Here is a 23,544-nt window from a genome sequence, read left to right as displayed (position 1 = left end):
GGGGGCTAAACCGTGGTTGGGACCGTTTCAGGCCCAGTTCACATCCCCGAGAAAGATATATCCGGCGCCGTAGATCGTTTTGATAAGGCGGGGGTTCTTCGGATCTTCGCGCAGCTTCGTGCGCAGGCGAGAGATACGCACGTCCATGGCCCGGTCAAAACTCTCGCCCGCCGCGCCACCGAGGATTTCCTGCATCTGGGACCGGCTGATAAGGCGCTTGGGGCTTTCGAGGAAAAGGCGCAGGACTTCGCCTTCGGCATGGCTGAACGGGGTTTCCGTGCCGGTTTCATCCTCGAGCACATAGCGATCGAAATAGGCCGTCCAACCATTGAACCGCGCGACCATGCCCGTCGCAGGCGTTGTCGTGGCTCCCTTGCGCAGGCGGGCGCGGACGCGGGCAACGACCTCGGCGGGATCGAAGGGCTTGATGATATAGTCATCGGCCCCAAGTTCGAGCCCCGTTACGCGATCCTTCACATGGGCGCGGCCAGATATGATGATGACGGCAGCGCCCTGTTCGAGGGCGAGGCGATGCACAAGGGTGAGACCGTCCTTATCCGGCAGGCCGAGATCGACGAGGCAGACATCCGGCACCGTGGTCTTGAGCATGGCTTCGAACTCTGTGGCGCGGCCAAAGCCCATGGTGCGAAAGCCCGCATCCTCAAGCGCATCGGCGAGCATCGAGCGGATTTCCGGTTCATCGTCCAGAATGGTCACAAGCGGGGCGGTCATCGCGTTACCTCGGATGCAGGAAAGCGGCCAAGCGGCCGGAATCGAAGGGTTTGGATAGCACCGGAGCCCGGGCCGCGCCCTCGATATAGAGCGGGTGCGTCTTCGGCAAGGACGTCATCAGGAATGCCGGAACGCCGTCGGCGGGCAAGGCTCGGATGAGATCGACGCCCGTAGCGGCGCCTTCGAGAGAGATATCCGACAGCACAAGAGAGATATCGGGCAGGTCGGCGATAAGCGTTTGGGCCTCGTCCACCGATGTGGCCTCGATCACGGAATGACCCATCCCGGTCAGCATTTCGCGGATCAACCCGCGCAGGTCGGCATTGTCTTCGACAAGGAGGACGAGGCCGGGGGTGCTATCGGTCTTGCCACGCCGGAGCGGCAGGCGCAGCGTCACGCAGCCCCCGGTCTCGGTATTGCCGATACGGACCTCGCCGCCTGCAAGCTTGGTCATGTCATAGACCATGGCGAGGCCAAGTCCGGAGCCTTCGGCGCCCTTGGTGGTAAAGAAGGGGTCGAGCGCATGTTTCAACGCTTCTTCGCCAAAGCCGGTGCCGGTATCGAAAATCTGAAACTGGACCCATGTATCCTGCACGGTGCAGGCCGAGATGCGAATTTCGCCCTCACCGTCACAGGCATCGCGGGCGTTGAGGATCAGGTTGACGAGCGAATCCTGCAACATACCGGGATCGACGAGGATCGGCGTGGAGGCGATCGTGTTGTCTATCTCGAGTGAAATGCCCGGTGGCAGGGTCGAATGGGCGAGCGTGTGCAAGTCGGTGAGGAATTGCGTGATGTCTGTTGGTTGCACCTCTGGCGCGCGATGGCCGGTCATGTCGGCGATCTGATCGAGGAGCGTTCCGCCGCGTCGCGCCGCGGCAAGCGTCGCCTCGATCAACTCGCCTGCTTCTTTGTTGCGGTTGAGGCGCTGCAATTTGCTTTGAAGACCGAGGATCACGGTCAGCAGATTTGAGAAATCATGCGCGAGGCCGCTTGTCATTTGCGCCGCAATCTCGCGACGGCGGGTCTGTTGCAGGGCGACGCGGGCCTGAGTTTCCTCGGTCACATCCATCGACAGGATATAGACGCCGCGGTCCTGTCCGGTGTTGCCATCGGGGGTAAAGGCCCCGCGGATTCGGCGGGTCGATTCGTGATCGGTAAACTCGAACACCGATTGCCGCCCGCTGAATGCTTCGTCGAGGTGGGGGCGAATGGCGCGGTAGGTGATCTCGCCGAGCACCTCACGGATCGGGCGACCGATGATATCGGACCCGCGCCCCGGCATCACAGCAGAGAGGCGGCGGTTCGAGTAGGTATAGTGCCGGTCTGGCCCGACATGAGCGATATGGGCGGGCATCATTTCCGCCGTGAGCCGGGTGCGGGCCTCTGATTCGGAAATCTGCCGCTTTGCTTCTTCGAGCGCCGTCACTGTTGATTCGAGCTGGCGGTTGGTAGCTGAGAGCTCTTCTGCGTAAAGCAAAAGCTGATCCGACAACTCCTCAGAGCGCGAGCGCAGGAGTTGTTCTTGTCGCTTGGTGCGGGTGATGTCGGTATAGACCGCGACCCAGCCGCCTTCGGGCAAGGGCGAGCCTTCGACACTGATCCAGCGGCCGTTCTTCATCCGACGCTCAAGGTAGTGCGGCTCAAAGGCCATCGCCTGATCAACGCGGGACTGCACAAAGGCATCGATATCAGAGATATCGCCATATTCGCCTTGTTCCGCGAGATAACGGATCGTGGCGCCGAAATCGGCACCCGGCGTATTGAACGGGTCGGGCAGGCGAAACATGTCGCGGAAGCGGCGGTTCGCAACCACGAGCTTTAGATCGCTGTCATAGATGGTCAACGCTTGCTGGATCAGGTTCAGACCCGCGTTGATCATCGTCTGTCGGCTTGCGGAGCTGGCCTCCATGGAACGTCCTCCCTCTTATTCGCTAGCACCCGGCGCGGGGGGCGGAAAGTCTCAAATCGATCCTGTTACAATTCGTAAGATTTGGGAAATGTTCAGGAAAAAGTTGACGACCAGTGTGATTCCCGCACCTTATTGGTCATAGGAATCGCTTCGGCGATTTGGCCCGTGGAGGCGGGCTTAAGGGAGGAATATAATTTGGCACAGTCGTCACAGGCGACCGGGGGACTTGCGTCCATTCCGGCGCTTTTGCAGCGGAACGCCACCCTCTATGCGGAGAAGTCCGCATATCGGGAGAAGGAGTTCGGGATCTGGCAGACCTGGACCTGGGCGGAAACCGAGAAAGAGGTCGAAGCTCTGGCCCTCGGTCTCATCAACCTTGGGGTAAACGAAGGCGATTTCATCGCCATCATCGGGCGCAACCGCCCGCATTTCTATTTCGCAATGACCGCGGCCCAATCCGTGGGCGCGGTTCCGGTTCCTGTCTACAACGACAGCGCGGCGGAAGAGATGGAATATATCCTTGGTCATTGCGGCGCGCGCTTCGCGATCGTCGAGGACCAAGAGCAGGTCGACAAGATCATCGAGATCCAGGAGCACCTGCACCAGTTCGAGCACATGATCTATATCGATCCGCGCGGCATGCGGAAATACGATCACCATGCGCTCCATGAATATAGCCATATTCAGAACCAGGGCCGTGCCGCCTATGACGAGTTCATCACCGATCTCAAGGCACGCCGTGAAAAGCTGACCTATGACGACACCTGTGTGATGCTCTACACCTCGGGCACCACGGGCAAGCCGAAGGGTGTGGTTCTGTCGAACCGCAACGTGATCGAAAGCGCCAAGAACTCGGCCGAGTTCGACAATCTTGGCGCGGGCGAAGAAATCCTTTCGTACCTGCCAATGGCATGGGTCGGGGACTTCATCTTCTCGCTCGGTCAGGCCTATTGGTGCGGGTTCTGCGTCAACTGTCCCGAAAGCGCGGACACGATGATGACCGACCTGCGCGAGATCGGGCCGACCTATTACTTCGCGCCGCCGCGGATTTTCGAGACGCAGCTGACCAACGTCATGATCCGCATGGAAGATGCAGGCAACTTCAAGCGCAAGATGTTCCATTACTTCATGGCCCACGCCAAGAAGGTTGGTGGCAAGATCCTCGACGGCAAACCCGTCGGCGCGATGGATCGCCTGAAATACGCACTGGGCAATGCGCTCGTCTATGGGCCGCTCAAGGACACGCTCGGCTTTGGCCGTGTGCGTGTCGGCTATACTGCTGGTGAGGCGATCGGGCCGGAAATCTTTGAGTTCTACCGCTCGCTCGGCATCAACCTCAAACAGCTCTACGGCCAGACTGAGGCGACCGTGTTCATCACGGTGCAGCCCGATGGCGAAGTGCGCGCCGATACTGTCGGTGTGCCTGCGCCGGACGTGGAAATCCGTATCGAGGACAACGGCGAGATCTACTACCGCTCGCCGGGCGTTTTTGTCGAATATTACAACAACCCCGAATCCACGGCATCGACCAAGGATGCAGAGGGTTGGGTCGCGACAGGCGATGCCGGTTTCTTCGAGGAAGAGACAGGCCACCTGCGCATCATCGACCGCGCGAAAGATGTGGGCAAAATGGCCGATGGGTCTATGTTCGCTCCGAAATATGTCGAGAACAAACTCAAGTTCTATCCCGACATTCTCGAGGCGGTGCTGTTCGGCAATGGTAAGGACAAATGCGTTGCCTTCATCAACATCGACCTGACGGCGGTCGGCAACTGGGCCGAGCGCAACAACGTCGCCTATGCATCGTATCAAGAGCTTGCCGGTCACCCGCGTGTGCTCGAGTCGATTCAGCAGCACGTGGAAGCCGTGAATGAATCGGTCGCGCAAGACCCGATGCTTTCGGGCTGCCAGATCCATCGCTTCCTCGTTCTGCACAAGGAACTCGATGCCGATGACGGCGAGATGACCCGGACCCGCAAGGTGCGCCGTGTCATCGTGGCGGAGAAGTTCAAAGACCTCGTGGAAGGGCTCTATGACGGGTCCACGACCGTCTCGACCAAAACCGAAGTCACCTATGAGGATGGCCGCAAGGGCAGCATCAGCGCCACGCTCGAGCTGCGCGACGCCAAGGTCTTCCCCACCGCCAGCAAGGTAGCCGCAGAATGAGTACGCAGGAAAGCTACGTCACCGAGGACGGCCGCACCATCGGCCCGACCGTGATGGAAATGAAGAACATCACGCTGCGTTTTGGCGGTGTGAAGGCAATCACAGACATCTCCTTTGATATTCGCGAAGGCGAAATTCGTGCGATCATCGGCCCGAACGGTGCCGGGAAATCGTCGATGCTCAACGTGATCTCGGGGTTCTATGTCCCGCAGGAAGGCGAGGTTTGGTACAAGGGCAAGAAGCGCCCGCCGATGAAACCCTATCAGGTCGCGCAGCAGGGCATCGCCCGGACCTTCCAGAACATCGCGCTTTTCGAAGGCATGTCCGTGCTCGATAACGTGATGACAGGGCGTTTGCGCCAGATGAACGCCGGGCTTCTGTCTCAGGCGCTCTGGAAGGGTAAGGCCGAGAAGGAAGAGGTCGAGAACCGCGAGTTCGTCGAGAAGATCATCGACTTCCTCGAAATCCAGGCCATCCGGAAAACCCCTGTGGGCCGTCTGCCCTATGGTCTCAAGAAGCGTGTGGAACTTGCGCGTGCGCTTGCAGCGGAGCCTTCGATTCTGCTTCTCGATGAGCCGATGGCCGGCATGAACGTCGAGGAAAAGGAAGACATGTCGCGCTTCATTCTCGACATGAACGACGAATTCGGAACCACGATCGCGCTTATCGAACACGATATGGGCGTGGTGATGGACCTTTCCGACCGTGTCGTGGTCATGGACTACGGCAAGAAGATCGGTGACGGCACCCCCGACGAGGTGCGCAACAATCAGGAAGTAATCGACGCCTATCTCGGCGTGGCGCACGACTAAGGAGGACAGGCAATATGCCCGTAGCATTTCTAAACTTCATGGAAGTGACGATGAACGGCCTCATGGCTGGCGTCCTCTATGCACTCGTCGCTCTGGGCTTCGTGCTCATCTACAAGGCGTCGGGAATCTTCAACTACGCACAGGGCGTCATGGCGCTCTTCTCGGCTCTGACGCTTGTGGGGATCATGGAAGGGCAAGTCCCTTTCAGTCACCTCATCAACGCTGTTCTGGGCACTGAGATTCACCACTTTGGGTGGCATATCAATGCCTTCTTCGGCATCCTATTCACCATGGTGGTGATGGTGGCGCTGGCCTATTGTGTGCAGCGCTTCGTGTTCCGGCATCTCGTCGGGCAGGAGCCAATCATCCTTTTCATGGCGACCATCGGTCTGGCCTATTTCATGGAAGGTCTTGGTGACCTGATGTGGGGCTCGGACATCAAGACGCTCGATGTTGGTCTGCCGCAGGGTGGCTCCTTTGCCATCGAAGACCTGACGGCGGGTTGGGCTGCCGAAGGTGCGCGCTACTATGGGATGTATATCGATAACCTCGATATGGTGGCGACCGTTGTTGCGGCCATCCTCGTGATCGCGCTCGTCCTTTTCGCGCAATATACCAAGCAGGGCCGCGCCATGCGCGCCGTGGCTGACGATCACCAGGCCGCGCTGTCGGTCGGCATCTCGCTGAACTTCATCTGGGTTCTGGTGTGGTCGCTCGCAGGCTTCGTTGCCATCGTCGCCGGCGTCATGTGGGGTGCCAAGTCCGGGGTGCAGTTCTCGCTCTCCCTGATCGCTCTCAAGGCGCTTCCGGTGCTGATGCTTGGCGGCTTTACCTCGATCCCCGGCGCGATTGTCGGCGGGCTTATCATCGGGGTGGGCGAAAAGCTCTTCGAATATCAATTCGGCCCGATGCTCGGCGGTGCAACCGAAAACTGGTTCGCCTACGTGCTCGCGCTCCTCTTCCTCGTCTTCCGTCCGCAAGGTCTGTTCGGCGAGAAGATCATCGAGAGGGTGTAGCATCATGAGCAAGCTGATTGCCGTTCTCAACGTGGTCGCGTGGTCTGGGTTTTGGGCCTTCGGATACATCGCCCTCACATCGGGTGATCTTGGCTCCGCCCAGATGACCACCGCTGCAATCCTGGCCTTTGTCGGCCTGATCGTTGGGATGCTTGCCTATTTCCGTCTTGTGCGCGCGGCAGAAGCCACCGGCTATGCCCGCCGCACCAACCAACTCAGCGCGGAAGAACGCAACCGCGCACACGAAATAAACGCCGAAGCGGTTGCCGAGGTCGAGGGGAGATAAGAAACAATGTTCTATCGTGAAGCGGGCGATTTCAAAACGTCCTATGCTGCTGACAACCAGACATTCCCGATCCGTTTCGACCGGTATCGCTATTACTTCGTGCTGCTGGTCTCGTTCCTGGTCATCCCGTTCATCATCAATGATTACTGGGCCAGCGCGATCTTCCTGCCGTTCCTGATCTACGCCATTGCGGCGATTGGTCTGAACATCCTCGTGGGCTACTGCGGGCAGGTGTCTCTCGGGACCGGGGGGTTCATGGCTGTGGGGGCCTATGCCTGCTACAAGTTCATGACCGGCTTCCCCGAGATCAATATCTTCTTCCACGTCATCTTTTCGGGGGGGATCACGGCGATTGTCTGTGTTCTGTTCGGTCTGCCGTCGCTGCGCATCAAGGGGTTCTACCTCGCGGTGGCGACGCTCGCGGCGCAGTTCTTCCTCGTCTGGCTCTTCAACCGGGTGCCGTGGTTCTACAACTACTCTGCCTCGGGTCAGATCAACGCGCCGGAACGCACGGTGTTCGGCATCGAGGTCACCGGTCCCAACACCGAAGCTTGGGCGGTTTACCTGTTCTGCCTTGTCTTCCTGGTCGGGAGCGCCATCATTGCCCGTAACCTGACGCGTGGCATGACGGGCCGGAAATGGATGGCCATTCGCGACATGGACATCGCCGCCGAGATCATCGGGGTGAACCCGCTGACCGCCAAGCTAAGCGCCTTTGCCGTCTCCGGTTTCTTTATCGGGATTTCCGGTGCGCTGTTCTTCTCGGTCTATCTTGGGGCCGTGGAAGTTGGCGAAGCCTTTGGCATCAACAAATCGTTCCTCGTGCTGTTTATGATCATCATCGGCGGCCTTGGATCGATCTTCGGGAGCTTTGCCGGTGCGGCGTTCCTCGTCCTGCTGCCGGTGTTCCTGAAGAACGTGCTCGTCGGGAGCCTCGGCTGGCCGACGGATACGGCGGCGCATTTCGAATTCCTGATCGTGGGGGCGCTTATTATCGTCTTCCTGATCGCGGAACCCCATGGTCTCGCCCAGCTCTGGCGCGTGGCTAAGGAGAAACTTCGGCTGTGGCCCTTCCCGCACTAAGGCGGGGCCGCGACCATACCATTCGGGGCAGGAGGAGGCCCCGGACCACAACATCGGACAAACCAAAGGGAGGATTAACCCGATGAAAAAGACAATTATCACTGCAGTTGCCGCCGTTATGGCCGCAGCCCCTGCGCTGGCTGACCTGACGTTCACGTCGCTTAGCTACCGCACCGGCCCCTACGCCGCGGGTGGTATCCCGTTTGCAGACGGGTATGCCGACTATTTCACCCTGCTCAACGAGCGTGATGGCGGCATCAACGGTGTGCCGACCCGCATGGTCGAGTGTGAAACCGGCTACAACACCGAAAAAGGCGTTGAGTGCTACGAATCGACCAAGGGCGAAGGCGCTCTGGTGTATCAGCCGCTTTCGACCGGCATCACCTATCAGCTGATCCCGAAAACCACCGCAGACGACATCCCGATGCACACCATGGGCTATGGTCGGACCTCGGCGGCAAACGGCGACGTGTTCAGCCACACCTTCAACTATCCGGCGAACTACTGGAACGGTGCTTCGGGCGCGATCAACTACCTGCTCGAAACCAACGATGGCAACATCGAAGGCAAGCGCATCGCGCTGGTCTATCACAACTCGGCCTATGGTAAGGAACCGATCCGTACCCTCGAAGAGCTCCAGAAGAAGCACGGCTTCGAGCTGAGCCTTCTGCCGGTCGACCACCCCGGTCAGGAACAGAAGTCGCAGTGGCTTCAGATCCGCCGCGAGCGTCCCGACTATGTCGTGATGTGGGGCTGGGGCGTGATGAACCAGGTTGCCATTCAGGAAGCCGCGAACATCCGTTTCCCGATGGAAAACTTCATCGGTATCTGGTGGTCCGGTGCCGAGCATGACGTGCTGCCCTCGGGCGCTGCGTCGGATGGCTACAAGGCTCTGACCTTCCACAACGTTGGCCGCGACTTCCCGGTCTTCGACGACATCCAGAAGCATGTTGTCGATACGGGTAAAGCAGCCGGTGCTGGCGATCAGATCGGTAACGTCCTCTACAACCGTGGTCTCTATGCCGCGATGCTCGCAGCAGAAGCCGCGAAAACTGCGATGGACATCCACGGCACCAAGGACATCACCCCGGCGATGATGCGCGACGGTATGGAAGCCCTCGAGATCACCGAAGAGAAAATGGCGGCCCTCGGCATGCCGAACTTTGGTCCGGCGTTCAACGTTTCCTGCGAAAACCACGGTGGCCCCGGCCTCGTTGGTGTGACCCAGTGGGACGCGGACACCAAGACCTGGTCGCTGATCTCTGACTTCAAACCGACCGACACCGAAGTCATCGGTGGCCTGATCGAAGCCGACTCGGCCTCGTATGCCTCCGAGAACAACATCGAGCCGCAGTGCAAGTAAGCACACGGTAGTGACTTTTCCCCGGCCGGGCCTGATCCGGCCGGGGGATCCCAAACGCGACAGGAAAGACAAGGCACATGCTCGACGCTGGTCACACTGAAGAGACCCTTCTCGAGGTCAACAACATCGAGGTGATCTACAACCACGTGATCCTCGTGCTGAAAGGTGTCAGCCTTTCGGTCCCCAAGGGCGGCATCACCGCGCTTCTCGGCGGCAACGGCGCCGGCAAGACCACGACGCTCAAAGCCATCTCCAGCCTGCTTCAATCGGAGCGTGGTGAGGTGACGAAGGGCTCGATCCAATATCGAGGTGAAAAGCTCGAGGGTTTTGACCCGGCTGGGCTTGTGAAGAAAGGCGTGATCCAGGTCATGGAAGGGCGCCATTGCTTCGAACACCTGACCGTTGAAGAAAACCTGCTGACCGGGGCCTATACCCGCTCCGGCGCCGAGGTCGCCCGCGATCTTGAGATGGTTTATGACTATTTCCCCCGCCTGCGCGAACGCCGCAAATCGCAGGCTGGCTATACCTCGGGCGGTGAGCAGCAGATGGTTGCCATTGGCCGCGCGCTCATGTCCCGCCCCGAGACGATCCTTCTTGACGAACCGTCGATGGGTCTCGCGCCGCAGCTCGTGGAAGAGATCTTTGGTATCGTCAAAAGCCTCAACGAGAACGAGGGCGTGACCTTCCTTCTCGCCGAGCAGAACACCAACGTCGCGCTGCGCTATGCGCATTATGGCTACATTCTTGAAAGTGGTCGTATCGTGATGGACGGCCCCGCTGCCGAACTGCGCGAGAACCCGGACGTGAAAGAATTCTACCTCGGCATGTCCGACGAGGGCCGCAAGTCGTTCCGCGATGTGCGTTCCTATCGTCGCCGCAAGCGTTGGCTGAGCTAAGCACGGGACCGCGGGTTGCCGGATGACCGCCTGACATATCCGGCCCAAGGTCTGACACGACCAAAGATATCACCGAGCAGGGCGATCCCGCCCTGTTCCCGAGACAGCTACGCCCAAAGGGCATAGAGCGACCCGCGTGATTGGGTCCGCGCAGATGAAGAGGACGGCCTGATGAGCCAGTATTTCGACACCCTGGAAACGCGCTCCGCGCAAGACCGCGCGGCGGATATCGCCAAGAAGCTTCCCGAGCAGATCGCCCGCGCCAAGGCGCTTCCGGGCTATGCCGAAGCCTTCGCCGACGTGGATCCCGCCAAGATCACGAGCGTGGAAGATCTTGTCGCGCTTCCGGTTCTGCGCAAGTCCGAAATCGGCGCGGCGCAGAAGGCGCATCCTCCGCTCGGGGGATATGCCGACATGACTCGCGAGAGCATTTCCCACGTCTTCCAATCCCCCGGTCCGATCTACGAACCCGGCAGCAACGGCGGCGATTGGTTCCGCTTTGGCCGTGCACTTCATGCTGCGGGGATCGGCAAAGACGATATTGTGCACAACTGCTTCGCCTATCACCTGACCCCGGCGGGGATCATGTTTGAAAGCGGTGCACGCGCTGTCGGCGCCAAGGTGCTTCCCGCGGGCATTGGCCAGACCGAGCTTCAGGTGCGCGCCGCCGCCGATATCGGTACGACCGCCTACGCCGGGACGCCCGACTACCTCAAGATCATCCTCGATAAGGCCGACGAGATGGGCGAGACGCTCAAGATCACCAAGGCCATCGTCGGCGGCGGGGCGCTCTTTCCCTCTCTGCGTCAGGAATACGCCGATCGCGGCATTCAGTGTCTTCAGGGCTATGGTACGGCCGATCTCGGGTCGGTTGCCTACGAATCTGAAGCCATGGAAGGCATGATCGTCGACGAGGGTGTGCTGATCGAGATCGTCACCCCCGGCACCGGCACCCCGGTCGCACCGGGCGAAGTTGGCGAGGTTCTGGTCACGACATTCAACCCCGATTACCCGCTGATCCGTTTCGCGACGGGCGATCTTTCGGCGGTGATGGAAGGCGAAAGCCCCTGTGGCCGGACCAACATGCGTATCAAGGGCTGGATGGGCCGCGCGGACCAGACCGCCAAGATTAAGGGCATGTTCGTGCGCCCCGAGCAGGTCGCGCAATTCGTGGCCAAGCATGACGAAGTCTCGAAAGCGCGTGTGATTGCCACCCGCGACGGCGAGATGGATGTGATGACCGTCCAGATCGAGACAACGGCGGACGACGCCACCGCCTATGGCGCCTCTGTGGCGGACACGCTCAAGCTCAAGGGCAAGATCGAGATCGTCGCGCCAGATAGTCTTCCCAAGGATGGCATCGTCATCGAAGATCAACGAAAATACGACTAAAGCGTTTCACATTATACTTGAGGCACGAAGATAAGGTGAAACGCGCGCGACCTTCATATGTTGCACGCGTTTCGCGAAAAGCTGTGCCTCAGGTTTTTCTCGAAACGCTTTAACCACCTCTCCTCCAATGAGAAAACCCGCCCGCTGACCTCCCGGCGCGGCGGGTTTTTTCATGGCCGGTGATCGGCAGCAGACAAGAAAAAAGCCGCCTCGAGGGGCGGCTTTGATCGGGTCGCTAAGGCGTCTGGGCTTAGCCCTGACGTGCCTTGAAGCGGCGCTGCGTCTTGTTGATGACATAAACGCGGCCCTTGCGGCGCACAACACGGCAGTCGCGGTGACGCTGCTTGAGCGAGCGGAGCGAGTTCTTGACCTTCATGGCCTTTCTCCTCAATTGGGCGCGACATGCGCCGGGTTGAACGGGCACCCCCAAACATGGGAGCGGTGAATAAGAATGGTGGGCGATACAAGGATCGAACTTGTGACCCCTTCGATGTCAACGAAGTGCTCTACCGCTGAGCTAATCGCCCACTCTAACCAACTGAAAAACTTGCCCCCGAACAAACAGGGGCGCGGAATTCCGCGCCGGTAGCGGGGTCTTTAAAAGGAATCGCGGCAGGGTTCAAGGGCTTTTGGTTCCTTTCTTTTTCAGGCTATATATTTTTTTAACAAAGCGTCCCACCCAAAGCCTGAGACATGGCGTCTGGCGGGATGCGGAGACACTGAAGAGCGTTGCATGCGCCCCGCCATGAGCCCGCTATCACTGGGCAAGCGCCGGTCGCATCAGGAGAACCGATGCCGAAGCGCCCGTTTACACTTCTGCGCCCGTCCGAGAGGACTTCTGCGGTGGTTTTTGCGTCGCCTCATAGTGCTTGTGACTATCCGGAATGGTTCGTGCGCCGCTCGCTTCTTGATGCTCATACGATCCGAAGCTCTGAAGATGCCTTTGTCGACAAGCTCTTCGAGAGTGCACCGCAATACGGTGCGCCCTTTCTTGTTGCCGGGGCGCCGCGGGCCTTCCTTGATCTCAACCGCGATTCCAACGAACTCGACCCGGCCCTGATCCGGGGGGTTTCCAAGGCACCACACAATCCGCGCGTCGCCTCCGGGCTCGGCGTGATTCCCCGCGTGGTCTCGAACGGGCGGCCGATCTACGAGGGCAAGATGCCCCTCTCCGAGGCCGAGGCGCGAATCGAGAAATACTGGCGCCCCTACCACACGCAGCTTCAGGCGCTTCTCGATGAATCGCGCGAAACGTTCGGGCGGGCGATTCTCATTGATTGTCATTCCATGCCGCACGAGGCGGTGAACAGTGTCGCGCGCTCGGGCCTGTCGCGCCCGGAGATCGTCCTTGGGGATCGCTTTGGCGCGTCTGCCGAGTCGGAGATCGTGGACCAGATCGAGGCGATCTTTGCCGGGGCGGGCCTGCGGGTCGCGCGCAATGCACCTTTTGCCGGGGCCTATGTGACGCGCCATTATGGGCGTCCCGCCCGCAAGCAGCACGCGATCCAGATCGAGATCGACCGCGCGCTGTATCTCGATGAGAAAGAGATTCTCCCCAATGGCAACTTCGACAGCTTCAAGGCTCTCATCGACACGGTGGTGTCCGAGCTTGTGGGACTCGGCCTTCCGCGCCAAAGTCTCGCGGCGGAGTAGCGTTAGCGCATGGAGCGCCCCTTGAGGATTGCGTCGCTTCCAAACCTTTTGCGAATCTCGTCCGTGGCGCGTTCGGCCTTGCGCCGTTGTGCGGCCTTCGGGTCGAGAAGGTCGCCATAGAGGTCTGCCGCCTCCGCCGACACAAGATCGGAGAGGCCAACACCGAGAAGGCGATAGGGCCCTTGATCGCCCACATGGTCAAAGAGCGCACGTGCCTCGTGATACACGGTGTCGGCCATTTGCGTCGCGTCCCTGAGGGCAATGCGGCGCGAGATCAGGCTATGATCGGCGCGCTTGAGTTTGAGCGTGACAACCCGGCCGGCCTTGCCTTTGGCCTTGGCCCGGTCCGAGACTTTTTCCGCCATCCGCCAGAGATGCCCGTCGAGGATATCGAGGTTGCCGGTATCCTCGAAAAAGGTGGTCTCGTTGGAGATAGATTTCATCGGTGCGTTGGCCGAGACGCGGCGCCGGTCCTCGCCCCGCGCCAAATGCCAGAGCCGGGTTCCCATCGAGCCGAACCGCGCCGTCAGGTCGCGTTCGTCCCAGCGCAGGAGATCAGCAAAGGTATGGATGCCTGCGCGGTCAAGAGAGGCCTGCGTTGCGGCCCCCACGCCCCAGATCATGCGCACCGGTTTGTCATGTAGGAAATCCGCGGTTTCCGTCTTGCCAATAACAGAGAACCCGCGTGGCTTTTCGAGGTCCGAGGCCACTTTGGCGAGGAACTTGTTGTGGCTGAGACCGATCGAGCCGGTGAGGCCGAGCTCGTCCTTCATGCGCTTGGTCAGTCGCGCAAGCATGACCGCCGGTGGCGCACCGTGGAGTTTCGCCGTGCCAGAGAGGTCCATGAATGCTTCATCGAGCGAGAGAGGCTCTATGATCGGGGTCATCTCGTCCATCATCGCGCGGATCTTGCGCGAGATATCGGCATAGACTTCCATGCGCGGACGGATCACCACGGCATCAGGGCAGAGCTTGAGCGCCTGAAACATCGGCATGGCCGAGCGCACGCCTCGGATACGCGCCACATAGCAGGCGGTTGAGACGACGCCGCGCCGCCCGCCGCCGATGATGACGGGTTTGTCGCGGAGGTCGGGATTGTCGCGTTTCTCGACGCTCGCATAGAACGCATCGCAATCCATATGCGCGATGGAGAGGTCGAATAGTTCTGGGTGACGCACGACGCGCAGGCTACCGCAGGAGGGGCAGCGCCCCTCCGTGTCAAACGAGGTCAGGCAATCGCGGCAAAGTGCTTGCATGAACACAGCCTAGCACAGGGCAGCGCCTTAGAGAGCAGCCAACTCATCGACAATCGCGCGGGCGGCGTCGCGCGGGCTCGGGGCTTGCCAGACCGGGCGGCCCACGACGATATGGTCCGCGCCATCCGAAATCGCGCTTGCCGGGGTGGCGACGCGTTTCTGATCGCCAAGCGCCGCGCCGGTCGGGCGCACGCCGGGGGTCACGATGAGGCGGCCTTCTGCTTCGGGCAGGGCACGGATGAGTGCGGCTTCTTGCGGCGAGGCGATGACACCATCGGCCCCGGCTTCGAATGCCTTTCCCGCGCGTTCCTGCACGAGGTCGCGGATATCGCCATCCTTGATAAGCGCGCCATCAAGGTCAATCCGGTCAAGCGAGGTCAGGATGGTCACGCCAAGGATTTTCAAATCCTTGCCCGCCGCGCCTTCCTTGGCGGCCTTCACGACATAAGGGTCGCCATGCACGGTCAGGAAATCGAGATCAAACTGCGCCAGTCCGCGCACCGCGTTTTCCACCGTCGCGCCGATATCGAAGAGCTTCATGTCGAGGAAGATGCGCTTGCCATGATCCTGCTTGAGTTCGTTGGCGAGCGCGAGGCCCCCGCCGGTCAGCATGCCAAGGCCGATCTTGTAGAAGGACACGGCATCGCCGATCGTCTCGGCAAGCTTCAAGCCCTCAAGCGCGTTGGGCACGTCGAGGGCGACAATCAGGCGGTCATCTGCGGTCATGGGAAGGCTCCTGTGGCTCGCCGTTGCTTAGCCCTGTTCCGATTCCGCTTCAACCCTGTCTCCATAGATCCACGCCATGTCGGGGCCTTCGACCGTATACATATGCACCCAGATATAAGCGTGTTGAAACGCGGCGAGGATGAGGGCGTTCCAAGACCCGAAGAGAAGCGCGATTCCCCATAGCCCAAGGAAGACGACCCCGTACATTGCATTGTCCACGTAGCGGAACACGCCCTTGCTCACGAGCGGTAGGGCGGCGATCTCGTCACGAAAGTGATCCCCGCCAAAGGCGCGAGGGATGGTGAAATGCACCAGAACCGAATGCATCCCCCAGATCGCCGGGGCAAGGAGCGCGAGGCCAAGCGCGATCTCGACGCCACGCGACTCGGTGATCGGGACGGAATCGGTCCATCCGACCAGACTGACAAAGACCGGTCGCGCCACAAGAAGCGGCATGAACAGGGCCGCCCAGATCGCCATGTCCCAGCGCCCGAAAAGCCGCGACAGCAGGTTGCAATGTAGTTGAAGACGAAAGCCAATCGCCACGATCACCTGATGCAGGATCGCGAAGGCAATGCCGATCATCGCCCATCGCGCCGCATCGAGGCCGAGCGGGGTGTATTGATCCGGGCCAAACCCTTCGCGCAGAAGAAACACCGCGCCACAGGCCATGAAGACCGCCATGCCGATATGCTGCGGCTGGCCCTCGAGGATGTCACGAAGACGGCTCTTGGCTCGGATATCAGCTAGACGGGACATAAGGATTAGTCTGCGTCCACGCCCCGGCGCTTGTCTAGTGGGACGGTTTTGTCGCATAGGCCTTGAACCCACGTGACGCATTGCCCAAATGAGATACGAGGCCCAAACAGGGGCGTGCCGCAAAGCGGGCGCTTCAGGACGCGGGCGCTTGTAAAAAGGAGAGAGACCATGGACTTGAGCAAGTTCACGGAACGGTCGCGCGGGTTTATTCAGGCAGCGCAGACCATTGCAATGCGGGAAAGCCATCAGCGGCTTGCACCCGAGCATATTCTAAAAGCACTGATGGACGACGAGCAGGGGCTCGCGGCCAACCTTATCAAACGCGCTGGCGGTGCGCCCGAGAGGGTTCGCGAAGCGGTTGACCTTGCCATTGGGAAGATCCCGCAGGTGAGCGGCGATGCCGGGCAAACCTATCTCGACAACACAACCGCCAAGGTGCTTGCCGAGGCCGAGACCCTCGCCAAGAAAGCGGGCGACAGTTTCGTGCCGGTGGAGCGTATCCTCATGGCGCTCGTCATGGTCAAATCCAAGGCCAAGGACGCGCTTGAGACGGGCGCGGTGAACGCACAGGCGCTCAACTCTGCGATCAACGATATTCGCAAGGGCCGCACCGCCGACTCGGCCAGCGCCGAAGAGGGCTATGATGCGCTCAAGAAATACGCGCGTGACCTGACCGAGGCTGCCGAACAGGGCAAGATCGACCCGATCATCGGCCGCGACGACGAGATTCGCCGCGCCATGCAGGTTCTGTCGCGCCGGACCAAGAACAACCCAGTCCTCATTGGTGAACCGGGCGTCGGTAAGACCGCGATTGCCGAAGGTATGGCGCTTCGGATCATCAATGGCGACGTGCCCGAATCCCTGCGCAACAAGAAACTCCTCGCGCTTGATATGGGCGCGCTCATCGCTGGTGCGAAATACCGCGGTGAATTCGAGGAACGCCTCAAGGCCGTCCTCACCGAAGTGACCGAGGCCGCGGGCCAGATCATCCTCTTCATCGACGAGATGCACACGCTTGTGGGCGCAGGCAAATCCGATGGTGCGATGGATGCGGCCAACCTCATCAAACCGGCGCTTGCGCGGGGGGAATTGCATTGTATCGGTGCGACGACGCTCGACGAGTATCGCAAATATGTCGAGAAAGACGCCGCCCTTGCCCGCCGCTTCCAACCGGTGATGATCGCCGAGCCGACGGTCGAGGACACGATCTCGATCCTGCGCGGCATCAAAGAGAAGTACGAGCTTCACCACGGTGTGCGCATCTCCGACTCGGCGCTTGTGTCGGCGGCGACGCTCTCGCACCGCTATATCACCGACCGTTTCCTGCCGGATAAGGCGATCGACCTCGTGGACGAGGCCTCGTCGCGCCTGCGCATGGAGGTGGATTCCAAGCCGGAAGAACTCGACGCGCTGGACCGCGAAATCCTGCAAAAGCAGATCGAGGCTGAGGCGCTTCGGGTCGAGGACGACACCGCGTCGAAAGACCGTCTCGAAAAGCTCGAGAAAGACCTCGCCGATCTTCAGGACAAATCCGCCGAGATGACGGCACAATGGCAGGCCGGGCGCGATAAGCTCGCCTCCGCGCGTGATCTCAAGGAAAAACTCGACCAGGCGCGCGCCGAACTCGACATCGCCAAGCGCGAAGGCAATCTCGGCAAGGCGGGGGAGCTGTCCTATGGCGTGATCCCCGAGCTTGAGAAACAGCTTTCCGAGGCCGAGGCGCAGGAAGATGGCGTCACGGTCGAAGAGGCCGTGCGCCCCGAGCAGATCGCTGCCGTGGTCGAGCGTTGGACGGGTATCCCGACCTCCAAGATGCTCGAAGGTGAGCGCGAGAAACTCCTGCGCATGGAAGACGACCTGCATGCCCGCGTGATCGGCCAAAATGCCGCCGTGACCGCCGTCGCCAATGCCGTGCGCCGCGCACGGGCCGGGCTTAACGACGAGAACCGCCCGCTTGGGAGCTTCCTGTTCCTCGGGCCGACGGGTGTTGGCAAGACCGAGCTGACCAAAGCCGTGGCCGAGTTCCTCTTTGACGACGACAACGCGATGGTGCGTATCGACATGTCCGAGTTCATGGAGAAACATTCGGTTGCCCGCCTGATCGGCGCGCCGCCGGGCTATGTCGGCTATGACGAGGGTGGGGTGCTCACCGAAGCGGTGCGCCGTCGTCCCTATCAGGTCGTCCTTTTTGATGAGGTCGAGAAAGCGCATCCGGACGTGTTCAACGTGCTGTTGCAGGTCCTGGACGATGGTGTGCTGACCGATGGTCAGGGCCGCACGGTCGATTTCAAGCAGACGCTCATCATCCTGACCTCGAACCTCGGGGCACAGGCGCTGTCGCGGCTGCCGGATGGGGCCGATGCGAGCGAGGCCAAGCGCGATGTGATGGACGCCGTGCGCGCCCATTTCCGCCCGGAATTCCTCAACCGCCTCGACGAGACGATCATCTTCGACCGTCTTGGCCGTGGGGATATGGACGGGATCGTGGATATTCAGCTTGCCCGCCTCAAGAAGCGTCTCGCATCGCGCAAGATCGAGATCTCCCTCGACGCGGACGCGCGCAAATGGCTTGCCGATGAGGGCTATGACCCGGTCTTCGGTGCCCGCCCGCTCAAGCGCGTGATCCAAAGCGCCTTGCAGAACCCGCTGGCCGAAATGCTCCTCGGCGGCGAGATCCTCGACGGCGACACCGTCCCCGTCAGCGTCGGCGCCGACGGCCTCATCATCGGCGACCGCATCGGCGCGAGCAACCGGCCCAAGCCGGATGACGCCGTGGTGCATTAAAGGAAAGGGGACGGCTTTGTGCTGACCTCAAAACACCCCCGCAGGGTCCTGCGGGGGTGTTTTTGTTTGGGGGGTGGCTGAATTCCTAGGTGCTTTTCTTGGTGGTTTTGGAAGTAAAGGATTACGCATATGCTAGGATGGGTTCGAGGCCGCGAAGTTGGCGCTGGCTAGGGAGATCATCGAGCGGCTGTGGATTGAATACTCATGAAGAAAGGAAGCACATCGAAACTGGGAGGCGAAACTCCTCTCGATCTGGAGAAAATTCGCAAGCTGTTTCCCCCCGATACGTTTCGAGTTTCGTACAGGGTGCTGTCTTCAGGTGATGTCGATTGGATGAACGGCTCAGGCCCGTTCGGTTCTATGGCTCCATGTCGCTGCTTCGTTCTTAGAGGCGCGATCGCCTATCAATTTGGAGATCAGAAAGTCGAGATCTGTGCGGGAGAGTGTAAACTGCTGGATGGCGGAGAGTATTCGTTTTCGCTTCACGAACAGGAAGTGGAACTGGTCCAAGTCTGGGAACTGCCGAAAGAGAACGGAAACTGGTAGACTCTGAGACGCTCCGGAAACCAAACCAAAAAAACGCCGCTGATCGTCTCCGACCAACGGCGCTTTCTAACGGGCCTACTCCCCCGCCTCACATCTCAATCGCGCCCTGCACGATCTTTTCAAGCAGAGCCTCGACCTCTTTCATCGGCCCTTCCGGCATGATGCGGTAGCCGATGGTGGTTTGCTCGGGGTTTTCCGGGGTCTGCATGACGAAGATGCCATAGGGGCAGAACTGGAGGTTCATCGGGTCCGCTTCCATGACTTTCCGCGAGAGCGTGGCCGAGCAGAAGCTAAAGACCTCTGCCTTGAGGAACACGGTCTGTGTTCCCCCGACATCCTCCTTAGTCCGTTCGAGCATCGCGCCGACATGGTTCACGGCGTCGATCAGAAGCCCCTCATCGGTGATCGCGCTTTCAAGGCCGAAGATGACGTCGTCATAGTCTTGGTCGACCGTATAGGTCACCGCGGTCTCCTCCGCCGTAGCAAGCGTCGCGCCAATGGCCAGCGCGATGGCCAGGAAAAATGTCTTCATGTGGTCCTCCCGAAATACTTTCCCTTGCGGCGCGCCAATAGACACCGCACTCTTAACACATACAGGTTTGCGCCCTTGATACATGGGACAGGGCTGCGGATCAAACAAAACATCAGGAGTTTTGAATATGTCTGTCGGCGGCGCCTTTCATATCGTCGAGTTTCTCGGTCTGATTTTTGTGGGTCTGGTTGGGCTGCTGCTGATGGTGGCGCTGGCGCTCTTCATCATCGACCGGGTCCAGAAAGGCGACGCGATCCGCCGCAACTACCCGCTCATCGGGCGCTTCCGACATTGGTTCTCGACGCTCGGGGAATTCTTCCGTCAGTACTTCTTTGCCATGGACCGTGAGGAACTCCCCTTCAACCGGGCACAGCGCGACTGGGTCACGCGGGCGGGCGAGGGCAAGGGCAATACCGTGGCTTTTGGCTCGACCCGCAACCTGAGCGTCGTGGGTACGACGATCTTCGTCAACGACCCCTTTCCGCCGCTCGACGATCAATTCGCTTCGACCGAACCGCTTTTGATCGGGCCGACCGCGCGCGCGCCTTTCCTCGCGCCGTCCTTCTTCAATATCTCCGGCATGTCTTATGGGGCGATCTCGCGCCCCGCTGTCGAGGCGCTGGCCCAAGGCGCGAAAGAGGCGGGCGTCTGGCTCAATACGGGCGAGGGTGGGGTGTCACCGTTTCACCTCGCTGCGGGCTGTGACCTCGTGTTTCAAATCGGCACCGCGAAATTCGGCGTGCGCGATGAACACGGCGGCCTTTCGGATGAGAAGCTGCGCGCCGTCGCGGCCCATCCGCAAATCCGCATGTTCGAGATCAAGCTCGCGCAAGGGGCCAAGCCCGGCAAGGGCGGTATCCTGCCTGGCGCCAAGGTGACCGAAGAGATCGCCGAGATCCGCGGCCTGCGCGTTGGACAGGACGGTATCTCGCCAAACCGCCACAAGGAGATCGACACCTTCGATCACCTGCTCGACATGATCGCCCATATTCGCGAGGTCACAGGCAAGCCGGTCGGCATCAAGACGGTCGCGGGTTCCGAAGACGCCATGCGTGGATTGTTCGAGACGATTGACCGGCGTGGCTCGGATATGGCGCCGGACTTTATTACCATTGATGGCGGCGAAGGCGGCACCGGCGCTGCGCCCATGCCGCTGATTGATCTGGTGGGGATGCCCGTGCGAGAGGCGCTGCCGCTGATCGTCGATCTGCGCGATGAATTCCACCTGCATGACCGCATCCGCGTCATCGCCTCGGGCAAGCTGGTTAATCCCGGCGATGTGGCATGGGCCATCGCGGCGGGGGCGGATTTCGTGACCTCGGCGCGTGGTTTCATGTTTTCTCTCGGCTGTATCCAGGCGCTCAAGTGCAACAAGAACACCTGCCCGACGGGGATCACCACGCATGACGAACGTCTGCAAAAGGGGCTCGTGGTCGAACGTAAATACAAGCGGGTCGCGCGCTATGCCAAGGCGGTCATCAAGGAAGTGGAGACCATCGCTCATTCCGTTGGCGTATCCGAACCGCGCCAGATGCGCCGCCGCCACGTGCGCCTCGTGCAGCCGAATGGTCGGTCCGTGCCGATGAACAAGATCTATCCAAGTTACAATTCCCTCCCGCCAACGTGAGAACCTGTGCTTTGGCTTTGGCGGGCAGGGGCGATACTTCTTCTAGAAACCAAAGAGGATAGACCATGGCCAAACGCTGGACCCCCGACCTGACCCAAGAGGATGTGACGCCCGAGTCGCTCTTCATGAATCGACGCCAAATCATCGCCGGGCTGGCCGGTGTCGGGCTTGCCGGTCTGGCCGCCCCAGCTGCGCGCGCCGAAACGCTCGAGCCGTCGGACGAAAAAGCAATTACGAGCTACAACAACTTCTATGAGTTCGGCACCGGCAAGGGCGACCCGCTCAAATATGCCGACCGCCTGACCACAGAGCCGTGGAGCATTGAGATCGACGGCATGGTGGAGCGGCCCGGTTCGTATGCCTTGGGTGACATTCTCGCGAAGATGACGATCGAGGAACGCATCTACCGCTTCCGCTGTGTCGAGGCGTGGTCGATGGTCGTGCCGTGGAACGGGTTCGAGCTTGCCGATCTTCTCGATATGGCCGGGGTCAAAGAGGGGGCAAAGTATGTAGCCTTTGAAACCCTCGTGCGCCCCGAGGAAATGCCGGGCCAACGCTTCCCGGTTCTTGAATGGCCTTATGTCGAGGGATTGCGCCTTGATGAGGCAATGCACCCGTTGACCCTCATGGCGACGGGTATCTATGGCAAACCGATCCCGAACCAGAATGGCGCGCCGATCCGTCTCGTGGTGCCGTGGAAATATGGTTTCAAGTCGATCAAGTCGATTGTGCGTATCACCCTGACGGATAGCGAACCGCCGACAAGCTGGAACAAGGCGAACGCCGCCGAGTATGGCTTCTATAGTAATGTGAACCCGGAGGTGGATCACCCGCGTTGGTCGCAGGCAACGGAACGGCCCATCGGCGGCGGCTTCTTTGCCAAGCGCAAACCGACCCTCATGTTCAATGGCTACGAGAAAGAGGTCGCATCTCTCTATAGTGGCATGGACCTGACCAAGAACTTCTGAGCCATGATTGACCACCTGAATCTCTGGCTGAGGCGCGTGCCGACATGGCCTCTCTATATACTCGGTGTGCTTTATCCGGTCTGGCTTCTCTATCAGGGGATGACCGGGGCGCTTGGCGTTGATCCGGTCAAGGCGCTGGAGCACGCAATCGGTAAAGCCGGGCTTCAGCTCCTGTTGGTGACGCTGCTGGTGACGCCGCTACGCCGTTTCGTCGGTTTGAACCTCCTGAAGTTCCGCCGCGCGCTCGGTCTGCTGACCTTCTTCTATATCGCGCTGCATCTGCTCGTGTGGTTCGTCCTCGATGTGCAGATCGCCTCGCAGGTCTGGGCCGACATCGTGAAGCGTCCCTATATCACCATTGGCATGGCCGGGTTCCTCCTCATGGTGCCGCTTGCAATCACGTCAAACAACACATCCGTCCGGCGGTTGGGGCGAAAGTGGATCACGCTGCACAAACTGACCTACCTCGTCGCGATCCTAGGGGCGGTGCATTACGTGATGCTGGTGAAGGGCTTTCAGATCGAGCCGCTCCTCTATCTCGGCGCGGTGCTTCTTCTTCTGTCGCTGCGCCGTATTCCCCGACGCCGGCGCATTCGCGCTGCCTGACTCGGTCCGTGGGGCCCTTGATCGGGGCGCCCACCCGAGTCGCCCCGATCTGTCGCCCCGAATCCGCCACCAACGCGATACAGACGCAATACCGACGTGATACCGACACGCGATTCCGGCGGATTCTCGGTCTGACTCGGGCGTCTGAGGCGCTCATTCCCGAGCAACCCTGTGGATAACTGCACCTGCAGCATTTCTGGCCCATGATGGGCGGTAACATTCTTGCGTGATGGCGACCTGTTTTGAAACGCATTGCGTGCAACCCCCTCAAAACATGGGAAAAATCAGAAAATTCAAAAAAAGATGACGAAATTGCGAAAAAGGGGTTGCGGGTGTTTGGTGTTATCCGTAAATACCCCCTCACCGGCGGCGCTGAGGCGCACAACGGGACGCCAGACGGGGCGACGGACTGAGGTTCGGGAGTTTCGG

22 protein-coding genes and 1 tRNA gene are annotated in these 23,544 nt (G+C 60.3%); 15 read left to right on the top strand and 8 right to left on the bottom strand.

From position 1 onward, the window contains the following. Nucleotides 1-27: 27 nt before the first annotated feature. Together R1W01_RS06660 and R1W01_RS06655 are read right to left on the bottom strand one after the other, a co-directional pair. On the bottom strand, nucleotides 28-732 hold the full coding sequence (locus tag R1W01_RS06660; protein ID WP_243613550.1) for a response regulator transcription factor: 705 nt from the start codon (nucleotides 730-732) through the stop codon (nucleotides 28-30). A 4-nt stretch (nucleotides 733-736) separates the two neighbouring features. Beyond that, a complete protein-coding gene (locus R1W01_RS06655) occupies nucleotides 737-2,644 on the bottom strand; it encodes a PAS-domain containing protein (RefSeq protein ID WP_297755097.1) in 1,908 nt (635 codons plus the stop codon). A 195-nt stretch (nucleotides 2,645-2,839) separates the two neighbouring features. Here R1W01_RS06655 and R1W01_RS06650 point away from each other — a divergent pair, with 195 nt between their 5' ends. The 8 genes from R1W01_RS06650 to R1W01_RS06615 all read left to right on the top strand — a co-directional run bounded on the left by R1W01_RS06650 (nucleotide 2,840) and on the right by R1W01_RS06615 (nucleotide 11,658). Further along, entirely contained in the window at nucleotides 2,840-4,810 is a 1,971-nt protein-coding gene (locus R1W01_RS06650; RefSeq protein WP_297755101.1) for an AMP-binding protein, read from the top strand. Beyond that, nucleotides 4,807-5,622, top strand: coding sequence for an ABC transporter ATP-binding protein (locus R1W01_RS06645; protein WP_243613547.1), 816 nt, complete (start codon nucleotides 4,807-4,809; stop codon nucleotides 5,620-5,622). Before R1W01_RS06650 ends, R1W01_RS06645 begins: the two co-directional genes overlap by 4 nt. Nucleotides 5,623-5,636: 14 nt before the next feature. Continuing rightward, nucleotides 5,637-6,638: a branched-chain amino acid ABC transporter permease gene (locus R1W01_RS06640; RefSeq protein ID WP_411028149.1), complete on the top strand. Its 1,002-nt coding sequence runs from the start codon at nucleotides 5,637-5,639 to the stop codon at nucleotides 6,636-6,638. Nucleotides 6,639-6,642: 4 nt separating this feature from the next. Continuing rightward, nucleotides 6,643-6,924 (top strand): hypothetical protein, encoded by a 282-nt coding sequence (locus R1W01_RS06635; protein WP_243613546.1) that lies wholly within the window; start codon nucleotides 6,643-6,645, stop codon nucleotides 6,922-6,924. Between the two features lie 6 nt (nucleotides 6,925-6,930). Beyond that, on the top strand, nucleotides 6,931-8,007 hold the full coding sequence (locus tag R1W01_RS06630) for a branched-chain amino acid ABC transporter permease (RefSeq protein WP_243613545.1): 1,077 nt from the start codon (nucleotides 6,931-6,933) through the stop codon (nucleotides 8,005-8,007). A gap of 82 nt (nucleotides 8,008-8,089) precedes the next feature. After that, nucleotides 8,090-9,370, top strand: a complete 1,281-nt coding sequence (locus R1W01_RS06625; RefSeq protein WP_297755108.1) for an ABC transporter substrate-binding protein — start codon at nucleotides 8,090-8,092, stop codon at nucleotides 9,368-9,370. 77 nt (nucleotides 9,371-9,447) lie between these two features. Beyond that, nucleotides 9,448-10,266, top strand: a complete 819-nt coding sequence (locus tag R1W01_RS06620) for an ABC transporter ATP-binding protein (RefSeq protein WP_243613543.1) — start codon at nucleotides 9,448-9,450, stop codon at nucleotides 10,264-10,266. Nucleotides 10,267-10,437: 171 nt separating this feature from the next. Next, a complete protein-coding gene (locus tag R1W01_RS06615) occupies nucleotides 10,438-11,658 on the top strand; it encodes a phenylacetate--CoA ligase family protein (protein ID WP_297755112.1) in 1,221 nt (406 codons plus the stop codon). A 250-nt stretch (nucleotides 11,659-11,908) separates the two neighbouring features. Here R1W01_RS06615 and ykgO read toward each other — a convergent pair whose 3' ends face one another. Continuing rightward, complete coding sequence (ykgO, locus tag R1W01_RS06610) at nucleotides 11,909-12,034, bottom strand: type B 50S ribosomal protein L36 (protein WP_012177066.1); 126 nt, start codon at nucleotides 12,032-12,034, stop codon at nucleotides 11,909-11,911. 76 nt (nucleotides 12,035-12,110) lie between these two features. Further along, nucleotides 12,111-12,185: transfer RNA gene (locus tag R1W01_RS06605), tRNA-Val, on the bottom strand. A gap of 265 nt (nucleotides 12,186-12,450) precedes the next feature. Here R1W01_RS06605 and R1W01_RS06600 point away from each other — a divergent pair. Beyond that, nucleotides 12,451-13,311: an N-formylglutamate amidohydrolase gene (locus tag R1W01_RS06600; protein ID WP_297755135.1), complete on the top strand. Its 861-nt coding sequence runs from the start codon at nucleotides 12,451-12,453 to the stop codon at nucleotides 13,309-13,311. A gap of 2 nt (nucleotides 13,312-13,313) precedes the next feature. Here R1W01_RS06600 and R1W01_RS06595 read toward each other — a convergent pair whose 3' ends face one another. Genes R1W01_RS06595 through R1W01_RS06585 form a run of 3 tightly spaced genes read right to left on the bottom strand, consistent with a single transcriptional unit; the run spans nucleotide 13,314 to nucleotide 16,052 of the window. Further along, complete coding sequence (locus R1W01_RS06595) at nucleotides 13,314-14,567, bottom strand: DNA polymerase IV (RefSeq protein WP_297755138.1); 1,254 nt, start codon at nucleotides 14,565-14,567, stop codon at nucleotides 13,314-13,316. Between the two features lie 27 nt (nucleotides 14,568-14,594). Then, a complete protein-coding gene (gene pyrF / locus R1W01_RS06590; protein ID WP_297755141.1) occupies nucleotides 14,595-15,293 on the bottom strand; it encodes an orotidine-5'-phosphate decarboxylase in 699 nt (232 codons plus the stop codon). Between the two features lie 27 nt (nucleotides 15,294-15,320). Further along, nucleotides 15,321-16,052, bottom strand: a complete 732-nt coding sequence (locus R1W01_RS06585; RefSeq protein WP_243613538.1) for a phosphatidylethanolamine N-methyltransferase family protein — start codon at nucleotides 16,050-16,052, stop codon at nucleotides 15,321-15,323. Nucleotides 16,053-16,220: 168 nt separating this feature from the next. Between R1W01_RS06585 and clpB the strand changes: the two genes are divergently transcribed. Beyond that, the gene (clpB, locus tag R1W01_RS06580; RefSeq protein ID WP_297755143.1) at nucleotides 16,221-18,836 is read left to right on the top strand and encodes an ATP-dependent chaperone ClpB; all 2,616 of its coding nucleotides are present in this window, start codon (nucleotides 16,221-16,223) and stop codon (nucleotides 18,834-18,836) included. A gap of 204 nt (nucleotides 18,837-19,040) precedes the next feature. Beyond that, nucleotides 19,041-19,382 (top strand): hypothetical protein, encoded by a 342-nt coding sequence (locus R1W01_RS06575; protein ID WP_297755146.1) that lies wholly within the window; start codon nucleotides 19,041-19,043, stop codon nucleotides 19,380-19,382. 88 nt (nucleotides 19,383-19,470) lie between these two features. Here the strand turns inward: R1W01_RS06575 and R1W01_RS06570 are convergent, their stop codons facing one another. Further along, nucleotides 19,471-19,914 carry a DUF302 domain-containing protein gene (locus tag R1W01_RS06570; RefSeq protein ID WP_317275168.1) on the bottom strand — a complete coding sequence of 148 codons (444 nt, stop codon included), beginning with the start codon at nucleotides 19,912-19,914 and terminating at the stop codon, nucleotides 19,471-19,473. Nucleotides 19,915-20,041: 127 nt separating this feature from the next. Here R1W01_RS06570 and R1W01_RS06565 point away from each other — a divergent pair, with 127 nt between their 5' ends. The 4 genes from R1W01_RS06565 (at nucleotide 20,042) to R1W01_RS06550 (ending at nucleotide 23,528) form a co-directional block, all read left to right on the top strand. Continuing rightward, nucleotides 20,042-21,541: an FMN-binding glutamate synthase family protein gene (locus R1W01_RS06565; RefSeq protein ID WP_243613534.1), complete on the top strand. Its 1,500-nt coding sequence runs from the start codon at nucleotides 20,042-20,044 to the stop codon at nucleotides 21,539-21,541. Between the two features lie 65 nt (nucleotides 21,542-21,606). Continuing rightward, nucleotides 21,607-22,509, top strand: a complete 903-nt coding sequence (gene msrP, locus R1W01_RS06560; RefSeq protein WP_243613533.1) for a protein-methionine-sulfoxide reductase catalytic subunit MsrP — start codon at nucleotides 21,607-21,609, stop codon at nucleotides 22,507-22,509. Between the two features lie 3 nt (nucleotides 22,510-22,512). Continuing rightward, nucleotides 22,513-23,115: a protein-methionine-sulfoxide reductase heme-binding subunit MsrQ gene (msrQ, locus tag R1W01_RS06555; RefSeq protein WP_297755155.1), complete on the top strand. Its 603-nt coding sequence runs from the start codon at nucleotides 22,513-22,515 to the stop codon at nucleotides 23,113-23,115. Nucleotides 23,116-23,357: 242 nt separating this feature from the next. Then, nucleotides 23,358-23,528: a hypothetical protein gene (locus R1W01_RS06550; protein ID WP_243613531.1), complete on the top strand. Its 171-nt coding sequence runs from the start codon at nucleotides 23,358-23,360 to the stop codon at nucleotides 23,526-23,528. Nucleotides 23,529-23,544: the final 16 nt, after the last annotated feature.

The organism is Shimia sp. FJ5 (assembly GCF_032918335.1).
Lineage (GTDB): Bacteria > Pseudomonadota > Alphaproteobacteria > Rhodobacterales > Rhodobacteraceae > Shimia > Shimia aestuarii_A.
This window is presented reverse-complemented; position numbering and strand designations above follow the sequence as displayed.

Bases quoted from the DNA above. Each gene is read 5' to 3' on its own strand.
- R1W01_RS06660 (WP_243613550.1), bottom strand. From the start codon at position 732: ATGACCGCCCCGCTTGTGACCATTCTGGACGATGAACCGGAAATCCGC.
- R1W01_RS06655 (WP_297755097.1), bottom strand. From the start codon at position 2,644: ATGGAGGCCAGCTCCGCAAGCCGACAGACGATGATCAACGCGGGTCTG.
- R1W01_RS06645 (WP_243613547.1), top strand. From the start codon at position 4,807: ATGAGTACGCAGGAAAGCTACGTCACCGAGGACGGCCGCACCATCGGC.
- R1W01_RS06640 (WP_411028149.1), top strand. From the start codon at position 5,637: ATGCCCGTAGCATTTCTAAACTTCATGGAAGTGACGATGAACGGCCTC.
- R1W01_RS06635 (WP_243613546.1), top strand. From the start codon at position 6,643: ATGAGCAAGCTGATTGCCGTTCTCAACGTGGTCGCGTGGTCTGGGTTT.
- R1W01_RS06630 (WP_243613545.1), top strand. From the start codon at position 6,931: ATGTTCTATCGTGAAGCGGGCGATTTCAAAACGTCCTATGCTGCTGAC.
- R1W01_RS06625 (WP_297755108.1), top strand. From the start codon at position 8,090: ATGAAAAAGACAATTATCACTGCAGTTGCCGCCGTTATGGCCGCAGCC.
- R1W01_RS06620 (WP_243613543.1), top strand. From the start codon at position 9,448: ATGCTCGACGCTGGTCACACTGAAGAGACCCTTCTCGAGGTCAACAAC.
- R1W01_RS06615 (WP_297755112.1), top strand. From the start codon at position 10,438: ATGAGCCAGTATTTCGACACCCTGGAAACGCGCTCCGCGCAAGACCGC.
- ykgO (WP_012177066.1), bottom strand. From the start codon at position 12,034: ATGAAGGTCAAGAACTCGCTCCGCTCGCTCAAGCAGCGTCACCGCGAC.
- R1W01_RS06600 (WP_297755135.1), top strand. From the start codon at position 12,451: ATGCCGAAGCGCCCGTTTACACTTCTGCGCCCGTCCGAGAGGACTTCT.
- R1W01_RS06595 (WP_297755138.1), bottom strand. From the start codon at position 14,567: ATGCAAGCACTTTGCCGCGATTGCCTGACCTCGTTTGACACGGAGGGG.
- pyrF (WP_297755141.1), bottom strand. From the start codon at position 15,293: ATGACCGCAGATGACCGCCTGATTGTCGCCCTCGACGTGCCCAACGCG.
- R1W01_RS06585 (WP_243613538.1), bottom strand. From the start codon at position 16,052: ATGTCCCGTCTAGCTGATATCCGAGCCAAGAGCCGTCTTCGTGACATC.
- clpB (WP_297755143.1), top strand. From the start codon at position 16,221: ATGGACTTGAGCAAGTTCACGGAACGGTCGCGCGGGTTTATTCAGGCA.
- R1W01_RS06575 (WP_297755146.1), top strand. From the start codon at position 19,041: ATGAAGAAAGGAAGCACATCGAAACTGGGAGGCGAAACTCCTCTCGAT.
- R1W01_RS06570 (WP_317275168.1), bottom strand. From the start codon at position 19,914: ATGAAGACATTTTTCCTGGCCATCGCGCTGGCCATTGGCGCGACGCTT.
- R1W01_RS06565 (WP_243613534.1), top strand. From the start codon at position 20,042: ATGTCTGTCGGCGGCGCCTTTCATATCGTCGAGTTTCTCGGTCTGATT.
- msrP (WP_243613533.1), top strand. From the start codon at position 21,607: ATGGCCAAACGCTGGACCCCCGACCTGACCCAAGAGGATGTGACGCCC.
- msrQ (WP_297755155.1), top strand. From the start codon at position 22,513: ATGATTGACCACCTGAATCTCTGGCTGAGGCGCGTGCCGACATGGCCT.